18 protein-coding genes, 1 other RNA gene and 1 pseudogene are annotated in these 20,084 nt (G+C 67.4%); 10 read left to right on the top strand and 10 right to left on the bottom strand.

Annotated elements, in window-relative coordinates; genetic code table 11:
• Window positions 1-22: 22 nt before the first annotated feature.
• Together A5788_RS24325 and A5788_RS24320 are read right to left on the bottom strand one after the other, a co-directional pair.
• On the bottom strand, window positions 23-541 hold the full coding sequence (locus A5788_RS24325) for an alpha/beta hydrolase family esterase (RefSeq protein ID WP_231894023.1): 519 nt from the start codon (window positions 539-541) through the stop codon (window positions 23-25).
• Between the two features lie 26 nt (window positions 542-567).
• Entirely contained in the window at window positions 568-1,005 is a 438-nt protein-coding gene (locus tag A5788_RS24320) for a hypothetical protein (protein ID WP_231894022.1), read from the bottom strand.
• Between the two features lie 215 nt (window positions 1,006-1,220).
• Here A5788_RS24320 and A5788_RS16005 point away from each other — a divergent pair, with 215 nt between their 5' ends.
• The 3 genes from A5788_RS16005 to A5788_RS15995 all read left to right on the top strand — a co-directional run bounded on the left by A5788_RS16005 (window position 1,221) and on the right by A5788_RS15995 (window position 4,714).
• Complete coding sequence (locus A5788_RS16005; protein ID WP_064867960.1) at window positions 1,221-2,522, top strand: family 1 glycosylhydrolase; 1,302 nt, start codon at window positions 1,221-1,223, stop codon at window positions 2,520-2,522.
• Between the two features lie 68 nt (window positions 2,523-2,590).
• Complete coding sequence (locus A5788_RS16000) at window positions 2,591-3,823, top strand: oxygenase MpaB family protein (protein ID WP_082937776.1); 1,233 nt, start codon at window positions 2,591-2,593, stop codon at window positions 3,821-3,823.
• 66 nt (window positions 3,824-3,889) lie between these two features.
• Window positions 3,890-4,714, top strand: a complete 825-nt coding sequence (locus A5788_RS15995; protein WP_064867956.1) for a maleylpyruvate isomerase family mycothiol-dependent enzyme — start codon at window positions 3,890-3,892, stop codon at window positions 4,712-4,714.
• A 116-nt stretch (window positions 4,715-4,830) separates the two neighbouring features.
• Here the strand turns inward: A5788_RS15995 and A5788_RS15990 are convergent.
• A pseudogene (locus A5788_RS15990) lies at window positions 4,831-5,653 on the bottom strand (spermidine synthase).
• Window positions 5,654-5,675: 22 nt separating this feature from the next.
• On the opposite strand from A5788_RS15990, the gene A5788_RS15985 reads away from it, so the two are divergent.
• Complete coding sequence (locus A5788_RS15985; protein ID WP_064867953.1) at window positions 5,676-6,695, top strand: cobalamin biosynthesis protein; 1,020 nt, start codon at window positions 5,676-5,678, stop codon at window positions 6,693-6,695.
• Here the strand turns inward: A5788_RS15985 and A5788_RS15980 are convergent.
• The 3 genes from A5788_RS15980 to A5788_RS15970 all read right to left on the bottom strand — a co-directional run bounded on the left by A5788_RS15980 (window position 6,673) and on the right by A5788_RS15970 (window position 8,877).
• Window positions 6,673-7,656, bottom strand: a complete 984-nt coding sequence (locus tag A5788_RS15980) for an SURF1 family cytochrome oxidase biogenesis protein (protein ID WP_064867950.1) — start codon at window positions 7,654-7,656, stop codon at window positions 6,673-6,675. The two genes, A5788_RS15985 and A5788_RS15980, sit on opposite strands and share 23 nt — an antisense overlap.
• A 65-nt stretch (window positions 7,657-7,721) precedes the next feature.
• Window positions 7,722-8,198: a low molecular weight protein-tyrosine-phosphatase gene (locus A5788_RS15975; RefSeq protein ID WP_064867947.1), complete on the bottom strand. Its 477-nt coding sequence runs from the start codon at window positions 8,196-8,198 to the stop codon at window positions 7,722-7,724.
• Window positions 8,191-8,877 (bottom strand): HAD hydrolase-like protein, encoded by a 687-nt coding sequence (locus A5788_RS15970; RefSeq protein WP_049698295.1) that lies wholly within the window; start codon window positions 8,875-8,877, stop codon window positions 8,191-8,193. Before A5788_RS15970 ends, A5788_RS15975 begins: the two co-directional genes overlap by 8 nt.
• Before the next feature lie 91 nt (window positions 8,878-8,968).
• Between A5788_RS15970 and cobC the strand changes: the two genes are divergently transcribed.
• From cobC to A5788_RS15950, 4 genes are all read left to right on the top strand, one after another.
• Window positions 8,969-10,060, top strand: a complete 1,092-nt coding sequence (gene cobC, locus A5788_RS15965; RefSeq protein WP_064867944.1) for an Rv2231c family pyridoxal phosphate-dependent protein CobC — start codon at window positions 8,969-8,971, stop codon at window positions 10,058-10,060.
• The gene (locus A5788_RS15960; RefSeq protein WP_064867941.1) at window positions 10,050-11,207 is read left to right on the top strand and encodes a Nif3-like dinuclear metal center hexameric protein; all 1,158 of its coding nucleotides are present in this window, start codon (window positions 10,050-10,052) and stop codon (window positions 11,205-11,207) included. The genes cobC and A5788_RS15960 overlap by 11 nt, the downstream gene beginning before the upstream one ends.
• A gap of 70 nt (window positions 11,208-11,277) precedes the next feature.
• A complete protein-coding gene (locus A5788_RS15955) occupies window positions 11,278-12,015 on the top strand; it encodes a zinc ribbon domain-containing protein (protein ID WP_049698292.1) in 738 nt (245 codons plus the stop codon).
• Window positions 12,016-12,023: 8 nt separating this feature from the next.
• Window positions 12,024-12,683 carry a histidine phosphatase family protein gene (locus A5788_RS15950; protein WP_064867938.1) on the top strand — a complete coding sequence of 220 codons (660 nt, stop codon included), beginning with the start codon at window positions 12,024-12,026 and terminating at the stop codon, window positions 12,681-12,683.
• Between the two features lie 136 nt (window positions 12,684-12,819).
• On the opposite strand, the gene rnpB is transcribed toward A5788_RS15950, so the two are convergent.
• Window positions 12,820-13,223, bottom strand: an RNA gene (gene rnpB / locus A5788_RS15945) — RNase P RNA component class A.
• 194 nt (window positions 13,224-13,417) lie between these two features.
• Here rnpB and A5788_RS15940 point away from each other — a divergent pair.
• Window positions 13,418-14,851, top strand: a complete 1,434-nt coding sequence (locus tag A5788_RS15940) for an RNB domain-containing ribonuclease (protein ID WP_064868025.1) — start codon at window positions 13,418-13,420, stop codon at window positions 14,849-14,851.
• A gap of 27 nt (window positions 14,852-14,878) precedes the next feature.
• Here A5788_RS15940 and A5788_RS15935 read toward each other — a convergent pair whose 3' ends face one another.
• The 3 genes from A5788_RS15935 to panB form a co-directional block, all read right to left on the bottom strand.
• Window positions 14,879-16,375 (bottom strand): CYTH and CHAD domain-containing protein, encoded by a 1,497-nt coding sequence (locus A5788_RS15935; RefSeq protein ID WP_049698290.1) that lies wholly within the window; start codon window positions 16,373-16,375, stop codon window positions 14,879-14,881.
• 46 nt (window positions 16,376-16,421) lie between these two features.
• Window positions 16,422-17,390 (bottom strand): prolyl aminopeptidase, encoded by a 969-nt coding sequence (gene pip / locus A5788_RS15930; RefSeq protein WP_064867935.1) that lies wholly within the window; start codon window positions 17,388-17,390, stop codon window positions 16,422-16,424.
• An 86-nt stretch (window positions 17,391-17,476) separates the two neighbouring features.
• Window positions 17,477-18,346, bottom strand: coding sequence for a 3-methyl-2-oxobutanoate hydroxymethyltransferase (gene panB, locus A5788_RS15925; protein WP_064867932.1), 870 nt, complete (start codon window positions 18,344-18,346; stop codon window positions 17,477-17,479).
• 218 nt (window positions 18,347-18,564) lie between these two features.
• Between panB and A5788_RS15920 the strand changes: the two genes are divergently transcribed.
• On the top strand, window positions 18,565-20,079 hold the full coding sequence (locus tag A5788_RS15920; protein ID WP_231894021.1) for an alpha/beta hydrolase: 1,515 nt from the start codon (window positions 18,565-18,567) through the stop codon (window positions 20,077-20,079).
• Window positions 20,080-20,084: the final 5 nt, after the last annotated feature.

Genomic DNA, 20,084 nt, shown 5'->3' with positions numbered 1-20,084 from the left:
GGTCCGCAATGCGCTGATCGTGTCACTTTGTGTGGCGGGTGAAGAACTGCCAGATCAACGACGTTGCCGAGATCGAATTGCTCATCTGCCCGGCCTGTGACGGGCTTCCGGTGGAGCCCGGCCACACGTGCGCGCCGCCATTGACGCGGTAGTGGGTGATTTCGTGACCCGACGCTGCGCAGAACGGCCAGTCGATACGGGTGACGTAGCGATTGACCGGAAACTTGAGCGGCTGCGGCAGGCAACCGTCGCGTGCCGCCCACCCCGACAGCCAATCCATCACGGGCGTATAGGCGCCGCCGTGGCGAACGCCGCCGTCGTAGTGGATCGTTCGGTCGGCCGTGCCGTGGAAATCGATGATGGACGCGGGCGGGGCACCGGGACAATTCGGGCGCCCGGCGTCGTAGAACGCCCCGCTCACCACCGCGTAGGCGGCGAACTCGGCGGGCAGCCTGCACGCGAGCATCGCGACGAGTCCGCCACCGTTCGACCGGCCCGCCGCGTACGTGCGGCTCGAGTCGATACATGCCGCCGCCCGCATCTCGCGCAGGATCGTTCTGGTGAAGGCTATGTCGTCGGCGCGCGGCGAGGAGTACGGCGCCCCTTGCCACGAGACGAGCCATCGGTGCCGCGCAGTCCCTCCGGATAGACGACGATCGCGGGGAGCTGCGCGAGACCGGTGAACCGTGCAAAGGTCGCTGCGGGTTCGGCGTGCCCGTGAAACGCCAGAATCAACGGGTACGTCGACTGCCCGCTGTAACCGGCGGGCACGTTGACGCTGTAGGTGCGCTCGACGCCGCCGACAGTCGTCGTATGCTTCGACGTCCCCGGTGCGAGGCGGTGCGGCCCGGCGCAACCGGTGAGGTCGGCCACGTGATGACGTGGTTCGACGGCGTTCGCCGCCGGGACGGTCTCGGCAACCGAGGCAACAGCGACAGCGGTGAGAACGCCGAGGACGAGTGAGAGTGCAGTGCGCCAGGCACGGCGTCGGGCGGATCGCGGCACCCGGCAAGAATAGTGGGTCGGCGCAAACATCGGTGTGATCCGTCCGGGGGATTCACGTGCCGGCGCAGCCTCGCGGTGCAGTCGTGCCGATTCGGCACGACCGAAGCGTCTTGTTTGCGATGCTGAGCGCCATGATGGTGCGTCGCCCGGCCCACACACCGATCGGCAGGGGAGTCTGTGGGGTTCTTCGTCGGAAATACGCTGGCACACCGCTGATGTTGCTGGTGGTCGCCTTGCTCGCGGCGGTGTGTGCTCTTCCCGCCCAGGCAGGAGCGCAACCGCCTGGAGCGCATCCGTCGGCAGGTGGACCGGGAACCCTGCCTCCGGGATTCCTCTGGGGAGTGTCGTCGTCGGGTTTCCAGTCCGAAGGATCGTCACCGGACAGCAACTGGACACGATATGTCGCGGCGGGAAAAACCGACGACAAGGTGGGGTCGGCCGTCGACTTTCGTCATCGGTATCGCTCGGATATCGCGCTCGCGAAGTCGCTCGGTGTCACGGTCTTTCGGGTCAGCGTCGAGTGGGCCCGCATCGAGCCGAAGCCCGGAGTCGTCGACCGTCGTGAGCTCGCCTACTACGACGACCTCATCGCAGCGATCGTGAGCGCGGGGATGCGGCCGATGATCACCCTCGACCACTGGGTCTACCCGGGATGGGTCGCAGCACGCGGTGGGTGGGCAGATGCGTCGACTCCGCGGGCGTGGCTGCGGAACGCGCGATTCGTCGTCGACAGGTACGCACGTGCCAATCCGCTGTGGATCACGATCAACGAGCCGACGATCTACGCCGTCAACGAGTTGCGCATGGGTGGGCTTCCCGTGTCCGCGAGCGTGACGATGCGCGATCGGCTCATCGACGTGCACACCTCGATCTACCGATACATTCACCAACGCCAGCCCGGCGCCATGGTGTCGTCGAACATCGCATACGTCCCGACAGTCGAGCCGATCGTCGACGCCGCGTTCGTCGATCGGGTGCGCGATTCGCTCGACTTCATCGGCGTCGACTATTACTACTCGGCATCGGTCACCGATCTGAGCGCGATCAACGCGGCCACCGGAAAGAACTGGAACGCAACGGTATCGGCCGACGGCATCTACTACGCCCTCCGTGATCTCGCGCGGCGCTATCCCGGCACGCCCCTCTACGTCGTCGAGACGGGCATGCCGACCCAGAACGGCGCACCGCGCCCCGACGGCTATCGGCGCGGCGATCACCTGCGTGACCTCGTCTACTGGGTCGGACGGGCGCGCGCAGCCCACATCCCGGTCATCGGGTTCAACTACTGGAGCCTGACCGACAACTACGAATGGGGTTCGTACACACCACGATTCGGGCTGTACACCGTCGACGTCAAGACAGATCCGACGCTGCGCAGACAACCGACCGACGCGGTGGCGGCCTATCGCGACATCACCGCGCGCAACGGGGTGGGGTCGACGTATCGTCCGACTCGCCCCGCCCAGTGGTGCTCGCTGGTCGCCGCTCCCGCGAGTTGCGACCAGCCGGTGCGCTGACCCGCAGCGATCCGTGTGTCGGACAAGTGGTCATTGCGGTGAGTGAGACAGATTGTTAGTTTAGTCTCATGTCGGTCATGGAACGGCCCGAGGGCTCGGCGATACATCCACCATTGCGATTCCACTCGGCCGAGCGACGAGGTCGACGAATCGGACGCATCCTGAAGGTCTCCATGCGCCTGCGTGAGCCGACCACCGCCGAACTCGACATCATCGGTCAGCGCATGATGATGCGCGACGAACCTGCTGCCGCTCTGGTCCGGGCGATGCGCGCACCACGGGATTCGGCCGATCGGGTCAGCATGCAACAGTTCCGCGACGCGCTCGAGGAGGTTCCTGCCGATGCACCCCCGGCCCTGCGCGAGTTCTTCGCCACCGTCGAGAACACGCCCGAGTGGGTTGATTCCGACCTCCTCGAGCGAGGCGCCGGTGTGTACAGACGGCTGGGACAGAACGCCAACGATGTCCTCCTGCAACTGTCGTTGATCGGAGGCTATCGATTCGGTGGGCCTCCCGATCTCCTTGTCGCCACCGGAGGCCTCACCGGATCGACCGTCATGCGCAGGCTCGGCGAAACCCAGGCCTGGGGGATCGAGGTCGGCCGCCGTGGCGGCATGCAGCGTAGGGGCGAAGGCTGGAAACTCACGGTTCACGTGCGACTCATGCACGCACTGGTCAACCACTCGTTCGAGAACAACGGCCGGTGGGACGTCGCCCGTCACGGGCTACCGATCAATCAAGCCGACCTGGCCGGAACGCTCAGCCTGTTCAGCGGGACGCTCCTGATGGGTGTGCGGGCGCTGGGAGTGCCTGTCAGTCGCGAGGACTCTCGCGCGTTGATGCATCTGTGGAAGTACGTGGGGTGGCTGGTCGGTGTCGACGACGACTGGTTGTTCGACGAGGAGGTAGCCCAGCATCAGTTCAGCTACGCGGTGCTGTTGGCGCAGGGTGACGTCACCGACGCCGGAGCGCAGCTCACGACAGCGCTGGTCGATTCGCAGAAAGATCTGAACTACAAGTGGTTTCCCGCTGCGTCGGCAATCTACACCCGGCTCCGACTGCTCAGCATGCTGCAAGCTTTTCTCGGCCCTAGAGGAATGCGAGATCTGGGGCAGCGACAGGCACTTCCGTGGGCAATCGGTTCCGCGTGGCTGCGCAATACGGTGAACCACCGCATCATCGGCAAAACGCCGGTCGGCGAACGCTACCTCGAGTTTCTCGGTGCCAAAGCCGTTGAGCGCGCCCACTTTCGCCATTTCGGCGACCGCCAACCGCACCTCGGAGCCCTCGAGAACCGCTAGTGTCAGCGGTGCATTGACAGCCCCGCGCGCAGGCGCACAGCGCCGCAGGACCCGAAGGACGAGAACATGCCACTCACCGTCGTCGACAAGGACTCGATCACCGCGGCACTTTTCGCCGAGTGGTCCACTGTGCGGTCACTCGCGGCGCAACTGAGCGACGAGCAGTGGTCGGCGCCATCTGTGCTCCCGGGCTGGACCAACGCCGACATCGTTGCGCACATCATCGGCACGGAGAGCATGCTCGCCGGCCGGGATGTCGAGGCTGCCGACGACATCGCCTCGCGAACGCACGTGAAGAATCCGATCGGCGAACTCAACGAGCGATGGGCCGATCACTTCCGTGACAAGCCTCGGGAAGAGGTACTCGCCGCACTCGACGAGATCATCGAGGTGCGCACCGCAGCACTCACGGCGATGACGCGGGACGAGTTCGACGCGCAGACGGCCACTCCGGCCGGGCCCGACACCTACGGGCGATTCATGCGCATCCGCGTCTTCGACTGCTGGATTCACGAGATCGATCTGCGTGACGCCCTTGCCGACGGCGTGCCGTCCGATCCTGTCGCCGCGGGCGTCGCACTCGACGAGATCTGCTCGTCGTTGCCGTTCGTGGTGGGCAAGCGTGCGTCGGCGCCCGAGGGCAGCAGGGTTCGGTTCGAGATCGGTGGTGTCGCACCTCGTGACGCCAGGGTCGCGGTGGAGGGGCGTGCCGGGCTCGTCGAGTCATTCGACGGTGGCGACGACGCCGCGGACGTCACCCTGCGGGTCGACGGAGTCGACTTGGCCCGCCTGGTCGGCGGTCGGCGTGATGCGGATCCGAGCACGGTGCACGTCACCGGTGACGAGGGGCTGGCGAAGGACGTGCTCGCTCGGCTCGACTATGTGATCTGAGACGTCGAACGGGTTTTCTATCGGGTTTTGAGATATCGCATCGGTCAATTTTAGTTACCCAAGAAAGTGTCATCTGAACGATCGATACCGGGGGTATCGGGGGGTATTAAATACCCCTATCGCACACCTTGTTCGGGATCGCGAAGTTGCTTTCCACGCCCGAACGCTCGGGCTTCGCTTCCTGCAATCGTGCGTGCGGGTAGAGGATCGCTCAGCAGGGTGCGCACCAAGGTCGACGACGGACCGAGGTCGTCGTCGCTGCCCACGACGACGACGTTGCCGGTTCGACGTCCCTTGAGCATCGCGGGATCGGCGATCAGCATGACATTGGCGAAGACCTCCGCGACTGCTGCGGCGTCGGCGCGCACCAGGTCGAGAGTTCGCGCATCGCCGCAGTTGGCGAGATAGAGCCCGCCGGGAGTCAACACTCGTTTGACCGCCTGTACGAACTCGACGGTCGTCAGATGCGACGGCGTACGCGCGTCGGCGAAGGCATCGCGGATCACCACGTCCCGCGACCCCTCGGTCAGCGACTCGGTCACGGACCGCGCATCGCCGACGCGAATACGTAACAGCGGTGCGCGGCAGGTCGAACCACTCCCGCACCAATCGGGCGAGCTCCGCGTCGATCTCGACCGCAACCTGCCTCGCCCGCGGGTAGCGGTCGGCCAGGTTCCGGGGAAGCGCGCACGCCGCCCCGCCGAGGTGGAGAACTCGTAGCGGCGTCGACGTATCGGGATATCTGTCCTCGATGACCGCCGCCATCTGCCGGAGATATTCGAAATCGAGTGCCGACGGATCGTCGGGGTGGATGTGCGAACTGTGTGTCCCGTTGATGAGGAGCAGCCAGCCGCCCGAGATGGGATCGGCAACCACCTCGGCGGTGCCGCTGTCGATCGGGTGGCTACCCGGGACGGGTGCGGGACGGGGTTTGGCCATGAGGTGACGATACGATCGCGCGGTGCGTCGAGCCCCATCCAGTACCAGTCCGCGCGCGTTAGGTCCGGCGGGTCGAGCACTCGACGTCCCCGTCGGCCTGTGCGTCGGCTACCTCCTCGACCGCGCACTGGGCGACCCACGCCGGTGGCATCCCGTCGCCGGTATCGGGCGCGCGATCGGCCGACTCGAGCGCAGCGTCTACGCCGACTCGCGCTCGGCGGGCGTAGGTTTCGCCGCGACGTCGGTCTGTGCGGCGATCGCCGTCGGCGTCGGAGTCGACAGCGCCACCAGGCGCGTCGATTTCTCCCCTGTGCGGATTGCGACCATTGCCGCGGTGACCTGGGCAGTACTCGGTGGCACCACGCTCAACCGGGTCGGGCGCGAGGTGGCGGACAGTCTCTCCGTCGACGACATCGACGCCGCCCGCGCCCTGGTACCCAGCCTGTGTGGTCGCGACCCCGAACACCTCGACGCTGCCGGGATCGTGCGTGCCGCAGTCGAATCGATCGCCGAGAACACCTCGGATGCTGCTGTGGCCCCGCTGTTCTGGGGTGGCGTCGCGGGTGTGCCGGGGCTGATCGCGTACCGAACCGTCAACACCCTCGATTCGATGGTCGGCTACCGCAGCGACCGGTACCGACGGTTCGGATGGGCTTCGGCGCGACTCGACGACGTCGCAAACCTCGTGCCGGCACGGCTCGCCGGGGTGTTGGTCGTTGTGCTCGGAGACGACCGCGCAGGCGCTCTGCGCGCGTGGCGACGCGATGCCGCGGCGCATCCGAGTCCGAACGCGGGCGTCGTCGAATCGTCGTTCGCGGGAGCGCTGGGGCTTCGTCTGGGCGGTCGCACGGTGTACCCGCACGGCGTCGAAGAGCGTCCCGCGCTCGGAGACGGTCACCCGCCGGAGGTTGCGGATCTGTATTCGACGACGCACCTGTCGCGGCGGGTACAGCTCGGAGCTCTGGCATCGAGTGCGTTGATCGCGTGCGTGCTCGGCGCAGTTCGACAGCGTCGGCTGCTCAGCCGCCGTAGCGCTGGGTGAGCTTGTCGCGGACGTCGTCGGGCGCGTGTTCGGTGTCCGGACCGAGGCCGATCCGAGTCGTCTCGGAGTGGTCGGAGTCGTCGACGGCGGTGTCGCCACGCAGTTCTGCGCGCAATCGTTTGCGGCGCGCGGCGCGTTCGGAGGTGACACTCGCAGAGGTCGCGGCGGCGGGGGGCTGCGAATCCGTGGTCACCGCAGCGGAATCCGTCGACGCCGTGCCGCGTGTCCGGCGACGCTGCTTGATCTCGGCATAGATGAAGTACCCGGCCCCGAGCGGAGCCATGATTCCGAACGCGAGCCACTGCAGCCCGTAGGAGAGATAGGGGCCGGAATCGAGTTGGGGAAGCGGGATCTCACCGAGCGCTCCCGGCTGGTTCGGCGAAATCTGGATATAGAAGGGGTCCATTGCGGTGGACGTCGCGCGCGACAGTTCACCGGGGTCGATCGTGTACACCGACAGCGCGCCGTCGACGACCGCCGCGCCCCGACCCGGCGACGTGCCCTCGCCGGCCCTGATTCGACCGTCGATGGTCACCTCACCCTGTGGCGGTGGGGGAACGACCGGAGTCTGGCCCTGCTCGGGTCGCACGTATCCACGGTCGACGACCAGCACGCGGTCTGAATCCGCGACCCGGAACGGTGTCAGGACCTCGACGGCCGGGCGCTCGCCGACCGAACGCAATCGCACGAGGGCCTGCTTGTCGGTCAGGAAGGTGCCGGTGATGTGAACCTCGCGCCACTCGGTGTCGGATCGGAATCCGCTACCGGCAGGCGCCACGGACGCCAGGGGAACGGGCGCGATCGACACCGCCTGCTCGATGAGGTGGTTGCGGTCGCTGGTTTTGCTGTTCTTACCCAGTTGCCACGGAGCGAGGATGGAAAAACACAGCGCCGCGAATGCCACGACCACCACGGCCAGGGCAATCCACCCAGGTCGGAGGAAGGTTCGCAGCACACGCATGCCTCAACGGTACCGAGGTGCCCGCAGACGTCGCCTGTGCGGGGCGCCGTTCGACGCCGCGGCGGCTAACTGTTGCCCAGGCGGTCGTTGACCCAGGCCAACATACCCGGAACGGCCGCCTCGATCTGTTGACGGGTGAGCGCGAAATCTCCCTGTGTCCCGTAGTACGGGTCGGCGACGTCGAGGTCGTCGCCTGCGTCGGGGTCGAAGCTGCGCAGCAGGCGCACGCGGTCGCCGAGCCGTTTGCGTTCGAGATCCTTGGCGTGGCCGGAATCCATCGCGACGAGCAGGTCCGCATCGAAGTCGTCGGGGGCCAGATGTGCCGCGGTGTGGGCGTCGGAGTAGCCGTGGGCGAGCAGTTCGGTGCGTGCGCGATTGTCGGCGGGTTCGCCGACGTGCCAGCTACTGGTACCCCGACTGGTCACTCGGACCCTGTCGGAGAGCCCGGCGTCGTCGATGGCGGAGCGGAAAATGTTCTGCGCCATCGGCGACCGGCAGATGTTGCCCGTGCACACGAAACAGACGTGTAGTTGATCAGACACCTAGGACCTCACGCAGATCGACAACAGAATCGACGCGCCACGAGGCAGCGTCCCCTTCCCCGGCCCGAGCGTAACCCCACGAGACAAAGACCGTCGGGATTCCGAAGCTCTCGGCACCCTCGACATCGTGCGAACGGTCGCCGATCATCACGACGGGGTGATCGGGAAGTCCGGTGTCCGGGTCGGGCGCGATGCCCGATTGCCTCAGTGCCCACGCGATCACGTCGGCCTTGCTGCGACGTGAACCGTCGTCACTGGCACCGCAGATCGCCTCGAAGTGGTCGGCGAGCGCAAAATGCTCGAGGATCGCTCGCGCCGTGTTCTCGTTCTTCGACGTCGCGATCGTCATCTTCCGGCCTCGGGCCGCCAGATCCTCGACAAGCTCGCGGATCTGCGGGAACACCGAATTCTCGAGCCATCCGACGTCGGTGTAGCGCTTGCGATAGGCGCGCATCGCCTCGTCGGCGGTCTCCTGATCGAGTCCGAGGCCGGTGAGCGTGTCGATCATCGGCGGTCCCGCGACTCCCGCGACCACGTCGTCGGGTGGCTCGGGCGCTCCGACCTCGGCGAGGGCGTACCGGAAGCTGTTGACGATGCCGGAGAAGCTGTCGGTGATCGTGCCGTCGAGGTCGAACAACAGTGCTGTCCGCGGATCACGCGGATCTGCCGGAGAAGTCACGGCTCCATCGTGACATGTACCGCCGTGGGTGTCCGAATAGCGTGGTGCGGTCGGGGTGTCCGTCGGCCCTCGACCGTTAGGCTCGACGGTTATGACAGCAGGCTCGATTCCGCAGGACGGCGTGTACCGGCTCAGCCGACACGGCGACGTCGACGTTGAGCCCGGCGTCGTCGATTTCGCCGTCAACGTCCGCGGCGAGGCGCCGGAGTTCGTCCGCGCAGCGATCGTCGACGCCTGTGCACACCTCGCGTCGTATCCGAGTGCCGCGCACGCCGATACCGCGATCGCTGCGATCTGTGCGCTGCACCAACGGGATCCGAGCGAGGTCATGCTGCTCGCGGGTGCCGCGGACGGGTTCGAGATGCTGCCGCGGCTCGGCTTTCGGCATGCCGCGCTCGTCCAGCCGTCGTTCACCGAGCCGGAGATCGCGCTGCGGGCAGCCGGAATCCCCATCACCCAGGTGGAATTGCCGCCGCCGTGGCGCATCGACCCCGACGACATCGCCGACCGTATCCCCGACGATGCCGACCTCGTCGTCGTCGGCAACCCGACCAACCCGACGTCGGTGTTGCACAGTAGAGCCGCGCTCGATGCCATGCGCAGGCCGGGTCGAATACTCGTCGTCGACGAGGCGTTCGCCGACCTCACCGTCGACGCGGTTACCGGAGAGCGTGAGCCGGAGTCCGTCGCGTCGATGCGAGCCGACGACGTCGTTGTGATCCGCAGTGTGACAAAGACCTTCGGACTTGCCGGCCTGCGCGCGGGGTACCTCCTGGCGTCACCCGAGATCGTCGAACGGTTGAGCCGAGGGCGTCGACCATGGCCGTTGTCGACGCCCGCGCTCGCCGCGCTGGCGGAGTGCGTCGGTCCCGCCGGACAACGCTTCTGCGACGACGCCGCTCGCGCCGTCGCGGCCGAGCGAGAATTCATGCTGGAGCGGCTCGCACTCGCGGGGATCAGGGTGTGCACACCACCCACCGCGCCGTTCATCCTCATCGAGATGCCGAATGGCATCGCGGTCAAGAATGCCCTTCGCGCAGCGGGTTTCGGAGTGCGGAGCTGCGCCAACTTCGTCGGCCTCGACGGCGATCACCTGCGGCTCGCGGTACGCGACAACGCCACTGTCACCGCGATGGTCGACGCACTCGCCCGCGCACGAAAGGACGTCGACGATGACGCATGAGGATGAGTTCGCAACGGGGACATCAGGGGTTGAGACATCAGTGGGGTCGGTTGCCGATCTACTCGATCGCGTCTACCCGCCGAGGTTGGCGGAAGCGTGGGACTCGGTGGGACTCGTGTGTGGGGATCGCACGGAAGCCGTTGCGCGGGCGCTGATCTGCGTCGACGTCACCGATGCCGTCGTCGACGCGGCGGTCGCAGGCGACGTCGACATCATCGTCGCGCATCATCCGCTGCTGTTGCGGGGCGTCGATTCGGTTGCCGCCGACACCGCGAAAGGCTCTGTGCTGCATCGGCTGATCCGCTCGCACACGGCGTTGTTCACCGCGCACACCAACGCCGACAGCGCGCGTCCGGGGGTGTCGGATGCGCTGGCAGACGTACTCGGTGTCGTCGACACGTCGCCGCTGCAGCCGGCGCCGCTGGCACCGATGGACAAGTGGGTGGTCATGGTGCCCGAGGGCAGCGCCGAGCAGGTCAGCGAGGCGATGTTCGCCGCGGGAGCCGGGGCGATCGGTGAATACCGCGACTGCGCGTGGTCGGTGGTCGGCGTCGGGCAGTTCGAGGCGCGAGGTGCGGCCAACCCGACGATCGGGTCGCTGGGCGAACGTACGCATGTCGACGAAGCGCGGGTGGAAATGGTCGCGGCGCGGGGGCTGCGCCGCTCAGTGCTTGCCGCGTTGCGCGCTGCTCACCCCTACGAGGAGCCCGCGTTCGACATCCTCGCCGAGGAAGCCATCGACTCTGATACCGGTCTCGGCAGAATCGGGCGGCTCGCATCGCCGTCGACGGTCGGGGAGTTCGTGACGCGAGCCGCCGGCGCGCTGCGCTCGCCGTGGGGAGTGCGTGCAACCGGTGAGCCCGACCGTGTAGTCGAGACCATTGCTGTGTGCGGCGGGGCCGGCGACTCGCTGCTCGATACGGTGCGGGGCCTCGGCGTCGACCTGTATCTGACCGGCGACCTGCGGCACCATCCGGTCGACGAGGCACTACGCGCCGGCGGACCGGTGCTGGTCGACGCGGGGCACTGGGCCACCGAATTCCCGTGGTGCACACAGGTTGCCGAACTGCTGGCGGACAAGCTCGCGCTCGACGTCGAGGTCTTCGCGACGCCGACGGACCCGTTCACGGTGCATGCGGATTGCTGAGCCACGGCGGGTACCGCGTACCGTTGACCGAACGTGTGAACCGAGGAGGCCCCATGAAAGTCGATGCCGAGTGAAGGCCGACCCGTCCGCGCAGCGGCAGTTGCTCGACCTTGCCGACGCCGATGCCGTCGTTGCCCGCGTCGACCATCGCGGCAGATCACTTCCAGAGGTAGCCGAGATCGCCGAGCTCACCACCCGGATCGACTCGACTCGCGACGACCTCGTGCGCGCCGACATCTCCGCTGAAGACCTCACCCGCGAGTATCGACGCGTCGACAGCGAGGTGACCGGGATGGCCGACCGCGAGCGCAAGGACTCCGCGTTGCTCGCCGGCGGGGGCCTGGCGCCCAAGGCATTGTCGGAGTTGCAGCACGAACTCGGCAGCCTCGCGCGCCGCCGCTCAGTCCTCGAAGACGACCTCCTCGGCGTAATGGAACGACAGGAAGCCGTCGAAGCAGAACGGCAACGCGCCTCGGCGACAGTCGAACATCTGCAGACCCAGCTCGCCGACGCCGAGAAACGACGCGACGAGGCCAAAGCGACCATCGACGCCGATCGTGAGGTCGCGACGACGCGCCGCGAGGCGATCGCCGGTGACATTCCCGCCGACCTTCTCGCGATCTACGACCGTCAGCGCGCCGCGGGCAAGGTTGGCGCGGGTCTGTTGCGGGCACGACGCTGCGGAGCATGCCGGATGGAGCTCGACCGCGGGACCCTCGCGTCGATCGCCGCTGCCGCCGCAGACGACGTGGTCCGGTGCGAGGAGTGCGGCGCGGTTCTCGTCCGCACCAACGAGTCCGGTCTGTAGGCGTAACCGTGAGCTCTGGCTCCGTGGCCACACCGTCGTGGCAGGGACAGCGCGCAGAACCGACGCGCCTGGTGCTCCTACGTCACGGCCAGACGCCGCTGTCGATCGAACGACGTTATTCGGGGCGGGGCAACCCGCGGCTGACCGAGCTGGGGGAGCAGCAGGCACTCGCCGCGGCGTCGAGAATCGCCGCGGAGGTCGAGGTCGCCGCCGTGGTCAGTTCGCCACTCGACCGCGCACGCCAGACCGCGCAGGCCGTTGTCGACCGGATCGGCGGCGAGGTGATCGAGGATGCCGGCTTCATCGAGAACGACTTCGGTGGCTGGGAAGGGCTGACGTTTTCCGAGGCCGCTGCCCGCGACCCGCAGATACACGCCCGCTGGCTCGGCGACCACACCGCCCCGGCACCGGACGGCGAGAGCTTCGCGCAGGTTGCTGAGCGGGTGGTCGCCGCGAAAGACCAACTGGTGCAGAAGTATTCGGGGCAGACCGTTGTGGTGGTGTCGCACGTGACCCCGATCAAGACGCTGCTCCAACACGCGCTGACGGTCGGGCCGGAGCTGCTGTTCCACCTCCACCTCGACCTCGCGTCCGTATCGGTCACCGAGTTCTACCCCGACGGCGGCTCGGTGGTGCGCTCGGTCAACGAGACCGCGCACCTGCCCTGACCGGGCCGACTGGGCGTCGCGTACCGCCGACTGGGCGTCACACACTGTCGACTGGGCGTCACACACTGTCGACTGGGCGTCGCATACCGCCGAGTGGGCGTCGTGTAGTGCCGAGTGGGTATATCAGGACCGAGGGCGAACGAGTCGGCGTGTAAGCCGGATCCTGTGCCGACACGAAGTCGGCGGCGACCATCCATCTGGACACACCGTTGCCGGGTGCCTCGAGCGGCCAACCCACGGACTCGGGCGAGCAGCCCTCGATCATCCGTGCACACGCACCTCACGGTCCGTGCTTCGGCCTTGCTCCGGGTGGGGTTTACCAAGCCGGCGCGGTCACCCGCGCCGCTGGTGCGCTCTTACCGCACCGTTTCACCCTTACCGACCTCGCGGTCGGCGGTCTGTTCTCTGTGGCACTGTCCCGCGGGTCACCCCGGGTTGCCGTTGACAACCACCCTGCTCTGCGGAGTCCGGACTTTCCTCGGCGCGCGGCATTACCAGTGACCTGGCCGTTCCGCTCGCCGCGGCCGCCCGGCCGACTCGTTCGCCCGTACAGCTTAGCCCGCTGACACGCGCGCACAGCACGCCCGGTGAGCAGTGGGGAGCGCACGATCGACGTCCTGCTGCGCCCAGTCGACGGTGAGAGGCGCCCAGTCGACGGTGAGAGGCGCCCAGTCGGCGTTCTGGTGCGCCCAGTCGGCATTCTGGAGCGCACGGTCGGCGATAGTGTCGAGTGTGTGCAGCGCAGATTCTCCGCCCCCGATATCGACTTCGAGTCGATCCGCACCGAGCTGGGGATCTGCGAGGACTACGGCGAAGCCGCGCTCGACGAGGCGGAGCACGCGGTCGACGCACACGCCGCCGAGCGGGTTGACCGCCGCGACATTCCGCTGGTCACGATCGACCCGCCGGGGTCGATGGACCTCGACCAGGCGGTTGCGATGTCGTTCGACGCAGACGGTTTCGAGGTCCACTACGCGATAGCCGACGTCGCCGCGCTCGTTCGGCCTGAGCATGCACTCGACGCCGAGAGTCGACGCCGCGGCGCGACCATCTACTTTCCCGACGGCTCGGTGCCGTTGCATCCCAGGGTGCTGTCGGAGGGATCGGGATCGCTGCTCCCCGGCGTGACGCGTCCCGCGGTGCTGTGGACGATTCGCGTCGCACCCGACGGCGAAGTGGCCGGAGTGCAACTCGAGCGCGCACTCGTGGAATCGGTCGCACGACTCGACTATGCGGGAGTGACCGCGGACGCCGCCGCGCGCACCCTGCATCCGTCGATCAGCGCGCTCCCGGCGTTCGGTGAGCTCCGACGTCGAGTTGCGTTGGCGCGCGGAGCAATCGAGCTCGACCTTCCCGACCAAGAGGTGACCCGCGTCGACGACGGCTGGGTGCTCTCCCTCGCGGCTCGCACGCCCGCCGATATGTGGAACTCGCAGTTGTCGTTACTCACCGGCACCTGCGCGGGAACGATCATGGCCGACGCAGGAATCGGTCTGCTGCGCACGCTGCCGCCGGCGCCAGCAGATGCCGTCGACAAACTCAGGGCGACCGCCGACGCTCTCGACGTGACATGGCCCGACGACGCGACTCCCGGACAGTTCCTCGCCGGACTTCCGGTCGACGAGCCGTCGACCCTCGCCCTGATGTCGCAGGCGAGTTCGCTGATGCGTGGCGCGGGGTACCTGCCGCTCGGTGTGCAGACCGGCGAGGCGAACACGGCCCCTGCAACGCGCGACGAGATGGTGCACTCGGCGATCGGTGGGGTCTACGCACACGTGACCGCGCCGCTGCGACGCCTCGGCGATCGATTCGCCACCGAGGTGTGCCTGGCCGTCACATCGGGAAACCCGGTGCCCGACTGGGTGTTACGTGCGCTGCCGACCCTGCCGGGCATCCTGCGATCCGCCGACTCGCTCGGGTCGTCTGCCGACCGGGAGAGTCTCGACCTCGCCGAGTCGGTGATCCTCGCCGACCGTGTCGGAGAGCGCTTCGACGCCGTGGTCCTCTCCGAGGCGACAGCGAAGAAGCGCGCGAAGATCTTCATCGAGCAACCGCCGATCCTCGCCGAATCCGAGGGTTCTCCGACCGCGGCCTCCAACATCGAGGTCACCCTGACCGCAGCCGACCCGACGTCGCGGACGGTCCGCTTCGCGCCATCGGACGCCTAGCGATCGCTCGCATCGGACGCTTGGGCGTCAGAGATCCTTGGATGCCTTGCGGTATGCGGCAATCGCCTGCTCGCCGTTGGCCTGTTCACGAGCGTCGATCCGGCCGAGCACGAACAGGTCCAAGCCCGACAACTCGCCCGACGCCGCCAGCTCGGCCAGCCGCGCGCGGTTGATCCGCGAGTCGTTGTAGTCGCCCAACGCCGACTGGAGTTCTTTGGCCGTCTGCGAGATCTTCTTGTACTTCTTCTTCTGCAGGGGCTCGGCGGCATCGGTGCTGTAGCGCAGTCGTTTTGCGCGCTTGCGGATGGTGTGCAACTGCTCCGACCACTCGTGCGATCCCTCGGTCAGCTCTGCGAGTTCGCGTTGGGATTTCCGAATGTGCTTGCGGCTCTTGGTGATCGCCTTGTCGACTGCGGTGGTCGCGGGCAGGTCGGCGTCTGGTCCGGCAGGCGGATCGGCGATCAGTTCGTCGATGGCGTCGAGTAGTCGGAAGTAGCGTTCCGAATTCATCGCCGCGTGGGTCGCGGCGACGGCGCGGTCGTGTGCCGCGGATTCCTTGCCCGCCAACGCGTTCACCAGCGTCTCCGACGCGACCTCGTCGCGCAGCAGAGCGCTGTCGATCTCCAGTTGCACCTCGGAATCGCGTGCGTCGCCGAGAATGCGTGCCAGCAGTTTCAGTTCGCCTGCGATGTGGTCGGTGCGCGCGGCGTCGAGCACCGTCGGAAAGCCGGAGAACACACTGCGCATGCGGCGTGCGGTCACGCGCATCTGGTGCACGGCGTCGTCGGCGTCCTCACGAACCAGCGGATCCCAGGCGATGAGCGAGTTCCGGTGCCGGGTGACGTCGGCGATCACCAATTCGAGCGCCGACGGGTGACGGCCCAGTGTGGCAGGCGGTGTCACCGCAGGCGTCGAGCCGATGGCTCGTGCGAGTTTCGACGCACTCGACGGTTCCCGACCGCCCGCGCCACGGAGCAGTTTGTGTGCGGCCTTGAGCAGTTTCGGGGTGCCGCCCTCGAGGAGTTCGATCTCCCACTCGGACCACTGCTGCGACGACCCGCCCGGCAGCAGCGACTGCGCTGTCACACGGTCGTCGGCGAACTCGGCGAGCTTCACGCCGTCGGTTCCCAGCAGCGTCGTGATCGTGCGGACGGTCGAGATCGCCGCCACGGGCATCAGTGGCCGATGTCGGGTGTAGACGAGTACCGGGTCGACGAGTGCGTCGGGGATGTCGCCGTCGGCGGGCGCGTCGTCGAAGGTCACCTGCAGTTCGCGTCGTGCGCCGGGGACATCGGCGGGCCGCTTGAGGTGCCACCCCTCGTCGTGCCCACCGCGCCTGCGCCGCATGGTGATTCGGTTCGACGCCAGGTCGAGGTTCTCTGTGTCGAAGTACGTCGCGTCGAGAGTGAACGTCTCCGGCTCCGTGGCCGCCACCACGCCCGGGAGGACGCGAAGGTCGGGCGGTGTGATGCCCGGATCGACATCGAATTTGAGCTCCACCTCGACCTGCTCGCTTGCGGGCAACTCGTTCTCCTGTCGGTATTAGGTGATTTGAGTCTAGGCGACCGGGTCAGCGATCGGCGAAGACATCGGTCGCTTCGACGAGGTGATGTGCGATGCCCGGCTCGAACGATGCGTGGCCTGCGTCGGCGACGACGTGCAGGGTCGCCGACGGCCACGCGCGGTGGAGATCCCAGGCGCTGCGCATCGGACACACGACGTCGTATCGGCCCTGCACGATCACCGCCGGTATGTGTGCGATGCGGTCGATGTCGCGGAGTAGCTGGCCATCCTCGAGGAAGCCGTGATTGACGAAGTAGTGATTCTCGATCGAGGCGAACGCGAGGTCGAACCGCGGTCCCGCGTCTTCCTTCGACGCCGCTGCCTCCTCGGGCTTGGGGATGAGGTAGCTCGTCGCCTGCTCCCAGCCGGTCCAGGCACGTGCGGCGGCAACCGCGACGTCGGGGTCATCGGAGGTGAGTAGTCGGTGATAGGCGGCGACGAGGTCACCGTCGCGTTCGTCTTCGGGTATCGGTGCGAGATACGACTCCCACACGTCGGGGTAGATACGCGCGGCACCGCCGTTGTAGTACCAGTCGATTTCACTGCGACGCAGCAGGAAGATGCCGCGGAGCACCAACTCGGTGACGCGGTCGGGGTGTGCCTGCGCGTAGGCGAGCCCGAGCGTCGAACCCCACGAGCCGCCGAACACCTGCCAGTGCTCGATGCCGAGGTGTGTGCGCAACGACTCCATGTCGGCGATCAACTTGGGAGTGGTGTTCACCGAGAGGTCGGCGCCGTCGGCGATGTGGGGACGCGACTTTCCGCAGCCGCGTTGGTCGAACAAGACGATCCGATAGCGCGCGGGGTCGAAGAAGCGACGTTGATCGGGGGAGGTGCCTCCGCCGGGACCGCCGTGGACGAACACCGCCGGCTTGCCCTCGGGATTGCCGGAGGTCTCCCAATAGATCTCCTGGCCGTCGTCGACAGCCAGATGTCCCGACGCGTAGGGCTCGATGGGCGGGTAGAGGCTTCGCATGCCCTCACCCTATGCCGACCTGATTCGGATCGGCCGCGCCGATGCGAATCAGACCGGCCGCGCCGGGTGTGGATCAGATCTGTCGGTCAGTAGCTGTGCTCGGGAGCGGGGAACACTCCGCGGCGCACCTCGTCGGCGTAAGTCGCTGCGGCTGTGCGCAATTCGCCGCCGACGTCGGCGTACCGCTTGACGAACCGTGCGGTCTTGCCGTGCGTGAAGCCTGCCATGTCCTGCCAGACGAGCACCTGGGCATCGGTTTCGTTGCCCGCTCCGATGCCGACCGTCGGGATGGTGAGTTTGCGCGTGATCTGTGCCGCGAGTTCTGCGGGGACCATTTCCATGACGACGGCGAATGCACCGGCTTCCTGGACGGCGATCGCGTCGGCGATGAGCTGGTCCGCCGCGTCGCCGCGACCCTGGACGCGGAAGCCGCCGAGTCCGTTGACGCTCTGCGGGGTGAAACCGATGTGCGCCATCACGGGGATTCCGGCTGCGGTCAGCGTGGCGATCTGGTCGGCAACGCGTTCTCCGCCTTCGAGTTTGACCGCGTGTGCTCCGGTCTCCTTGAAGAAGCGGACGGCCGTCTCGAGTGCCTGCTGCGGGCCTGCTTCGTAGCTGCCGAACGGGAGGTCGGCGACGACGAGCGCGTGGGGTGCGCCGCGGACGACGGCGCGCGCGAGCGGGATCAGCTCGTCGATCGAGACGGGGATGGTGGTGTCGTAACCGAGGACGACGTTGGCGGCGGAATCGCCGACCAGCAGAACCGGGATCTCGGCATCGTCGAAGATGCGGGCCGTCGAATAGTCGTATGCGGTCAGCATCGACCACTTCTCGCCTTGCTCTTTCATCTGTGCCAGATGATGGATGCGGGTGGTGCGTCGACGCGGAGCGGCTTCGCCGGATGTTGGAGCGCCACCGTAGATGGGCGCGTCGGAATGAGCTGCCTCGTGGGACATCGTTGTCTCTTTTCTTCCTCGAGTCCCGCATGGCGGGTACCCGGGCTGTGTTCGGACGCCTCCATGGTCCCACCGAAGCGCTCCGCGAAAACCCCCGGTAGACGTGTGATTGCTCACATCTGGAGTGCGGGTGTTGTCGGGGCGGCGATGCTCGCGCCCGTACCATCACCGTGGTGACCTGCTCTTTTCTTGCGCGGCGGCCTGTGCGGTCTCGGCGTGTGTCAGGCCGGCGTCACGTGCGGCTGCTGACCGCGGTGATGGTGGGTCTGCTGGTGTGCGCGGGTTGCGCGTCGACCGAGCACGCCGCCGACACCGGGGCAATCGAGTGGGGAGTGTGCGCACAGGGTGTGGGCACAGGCCCGTCCGCCGCGCGGGTGGAGTGCGGGACGCTCGCGGTGCCACTCGACCCGGCAAAGCCGCAGGGCCGCACGATCACGCTCGCGGTCGCCCGGCTGCGGGCATCGCAGCGCAGCGACTCGACGGTGGTGGTCAATCCTGGAGGACCCGGCGCGTCGGGCGTCGACTATCTGCTGGGGGCGGCGGATCGTCTTGCGGCGCAACGATTCACGACGCACAGCGACGTGGTCGCGTTTGATCCTCGAGGTGTCGGTGCGTCGGCGCCGACGGTGCGGTGTCGGACGGCAACCGAACTCGACGCCGAGCGCGAGGCCGACAGCGGGGATCGTTCGCCGCAGGGAATCGCCGCCGCCGAGGCGACCAATCGTGGCATTGCACGCAAGTGTTCGACGCGAACCGGCGACGAGTTCCTCGGACTCGTCGGTACGTCGCAGGTCGTCGACGACGTCGACCGACTCCGCGCTGCACTCGGCCGCTCCCGGATCGACTTCATCGGATTCTCGTACGGCTCGAAAATCGCGCTCGAGTACGAGCAGCGCTACCCGGACCGACTGTTTCGGATGGTCATCGACGGCGCGGTCGACCCCGCCGCGAATCCGGTCGACACCTCCGTCGCGCAGGCGAGGTCGTTCCAGGAGGTCTTCGACGCCTTCGCTCGTGACTGCACGCGGATGCCCGGGTGCGCGCTCGGCGCCGACCCCGCGGGCGCGCTGGTGCAGTACCAACGTCTCGTGCGGCCGTTGTCACAGCGCCCCGTGCCCGCAGGAGGCGGCCGGACTCTCGACTTTCAATCGGCCGTCGACGGCACGAGCATGGCGCTGTATCGCACCGACCTGTGGCCGACGCTGCGCTCAGGACTCGCCGACCTCGCTGCCGGACGTGGCGGGGAGACGCTGATGTCACTCGCCGACCTGTTGGAGGGCCGTGGACCCGGCGGAACCTACGACAACTCCGCCGACGCCTACCTCGCGATCGGGTGTGCCGACGGGCCGCGCATCACCGACCGCGCCGCCAACGACGACCTCGATCGCAGACTTCGCGCCGCCGCGCCCTACTCCGACGACGGCCGCGGCACAGGGCACGCCCCGCTCGATCCGTGCGCCTTCTGGCCGCCGGAGAGCGCTGCCACGGCTCGGTCGGAGCCGGGGGTGGCGTCGAGTGTGCCGACTCCCACGCCGCTGATCGTCGCGGTGACGCACGATCCGGCGACCCCGTACGCCGTGGGCGAGGAGATGGCTCGGCGGACACACGGCACGTTGATCACCGTCGACGGATACGGCCACACCGCGGCGCTACAGGGTAATCGGTGTGTCGACGAGGCCGTTGACGATTACCTTTTGAATCTCGATGGGTTGAACGGACCTCTCGCATGCTGAGATGG

The organism is Gordonia sp. 852002-50816_SCH5313054-c (genome assembly GCF_001665925.1).
GTDB classification, from domain to species: domain Bacteria; phylum Actinomycetota; class Actinomycetes; order Mycobacteriales; family Mycobacteriaceae; genus Gordonia; species Gordonia jacobaea.
Note: the sequence above shows the minus strand (reverse complement) of the source record. Positions and strands in the feature narration are given on the sequence as shown.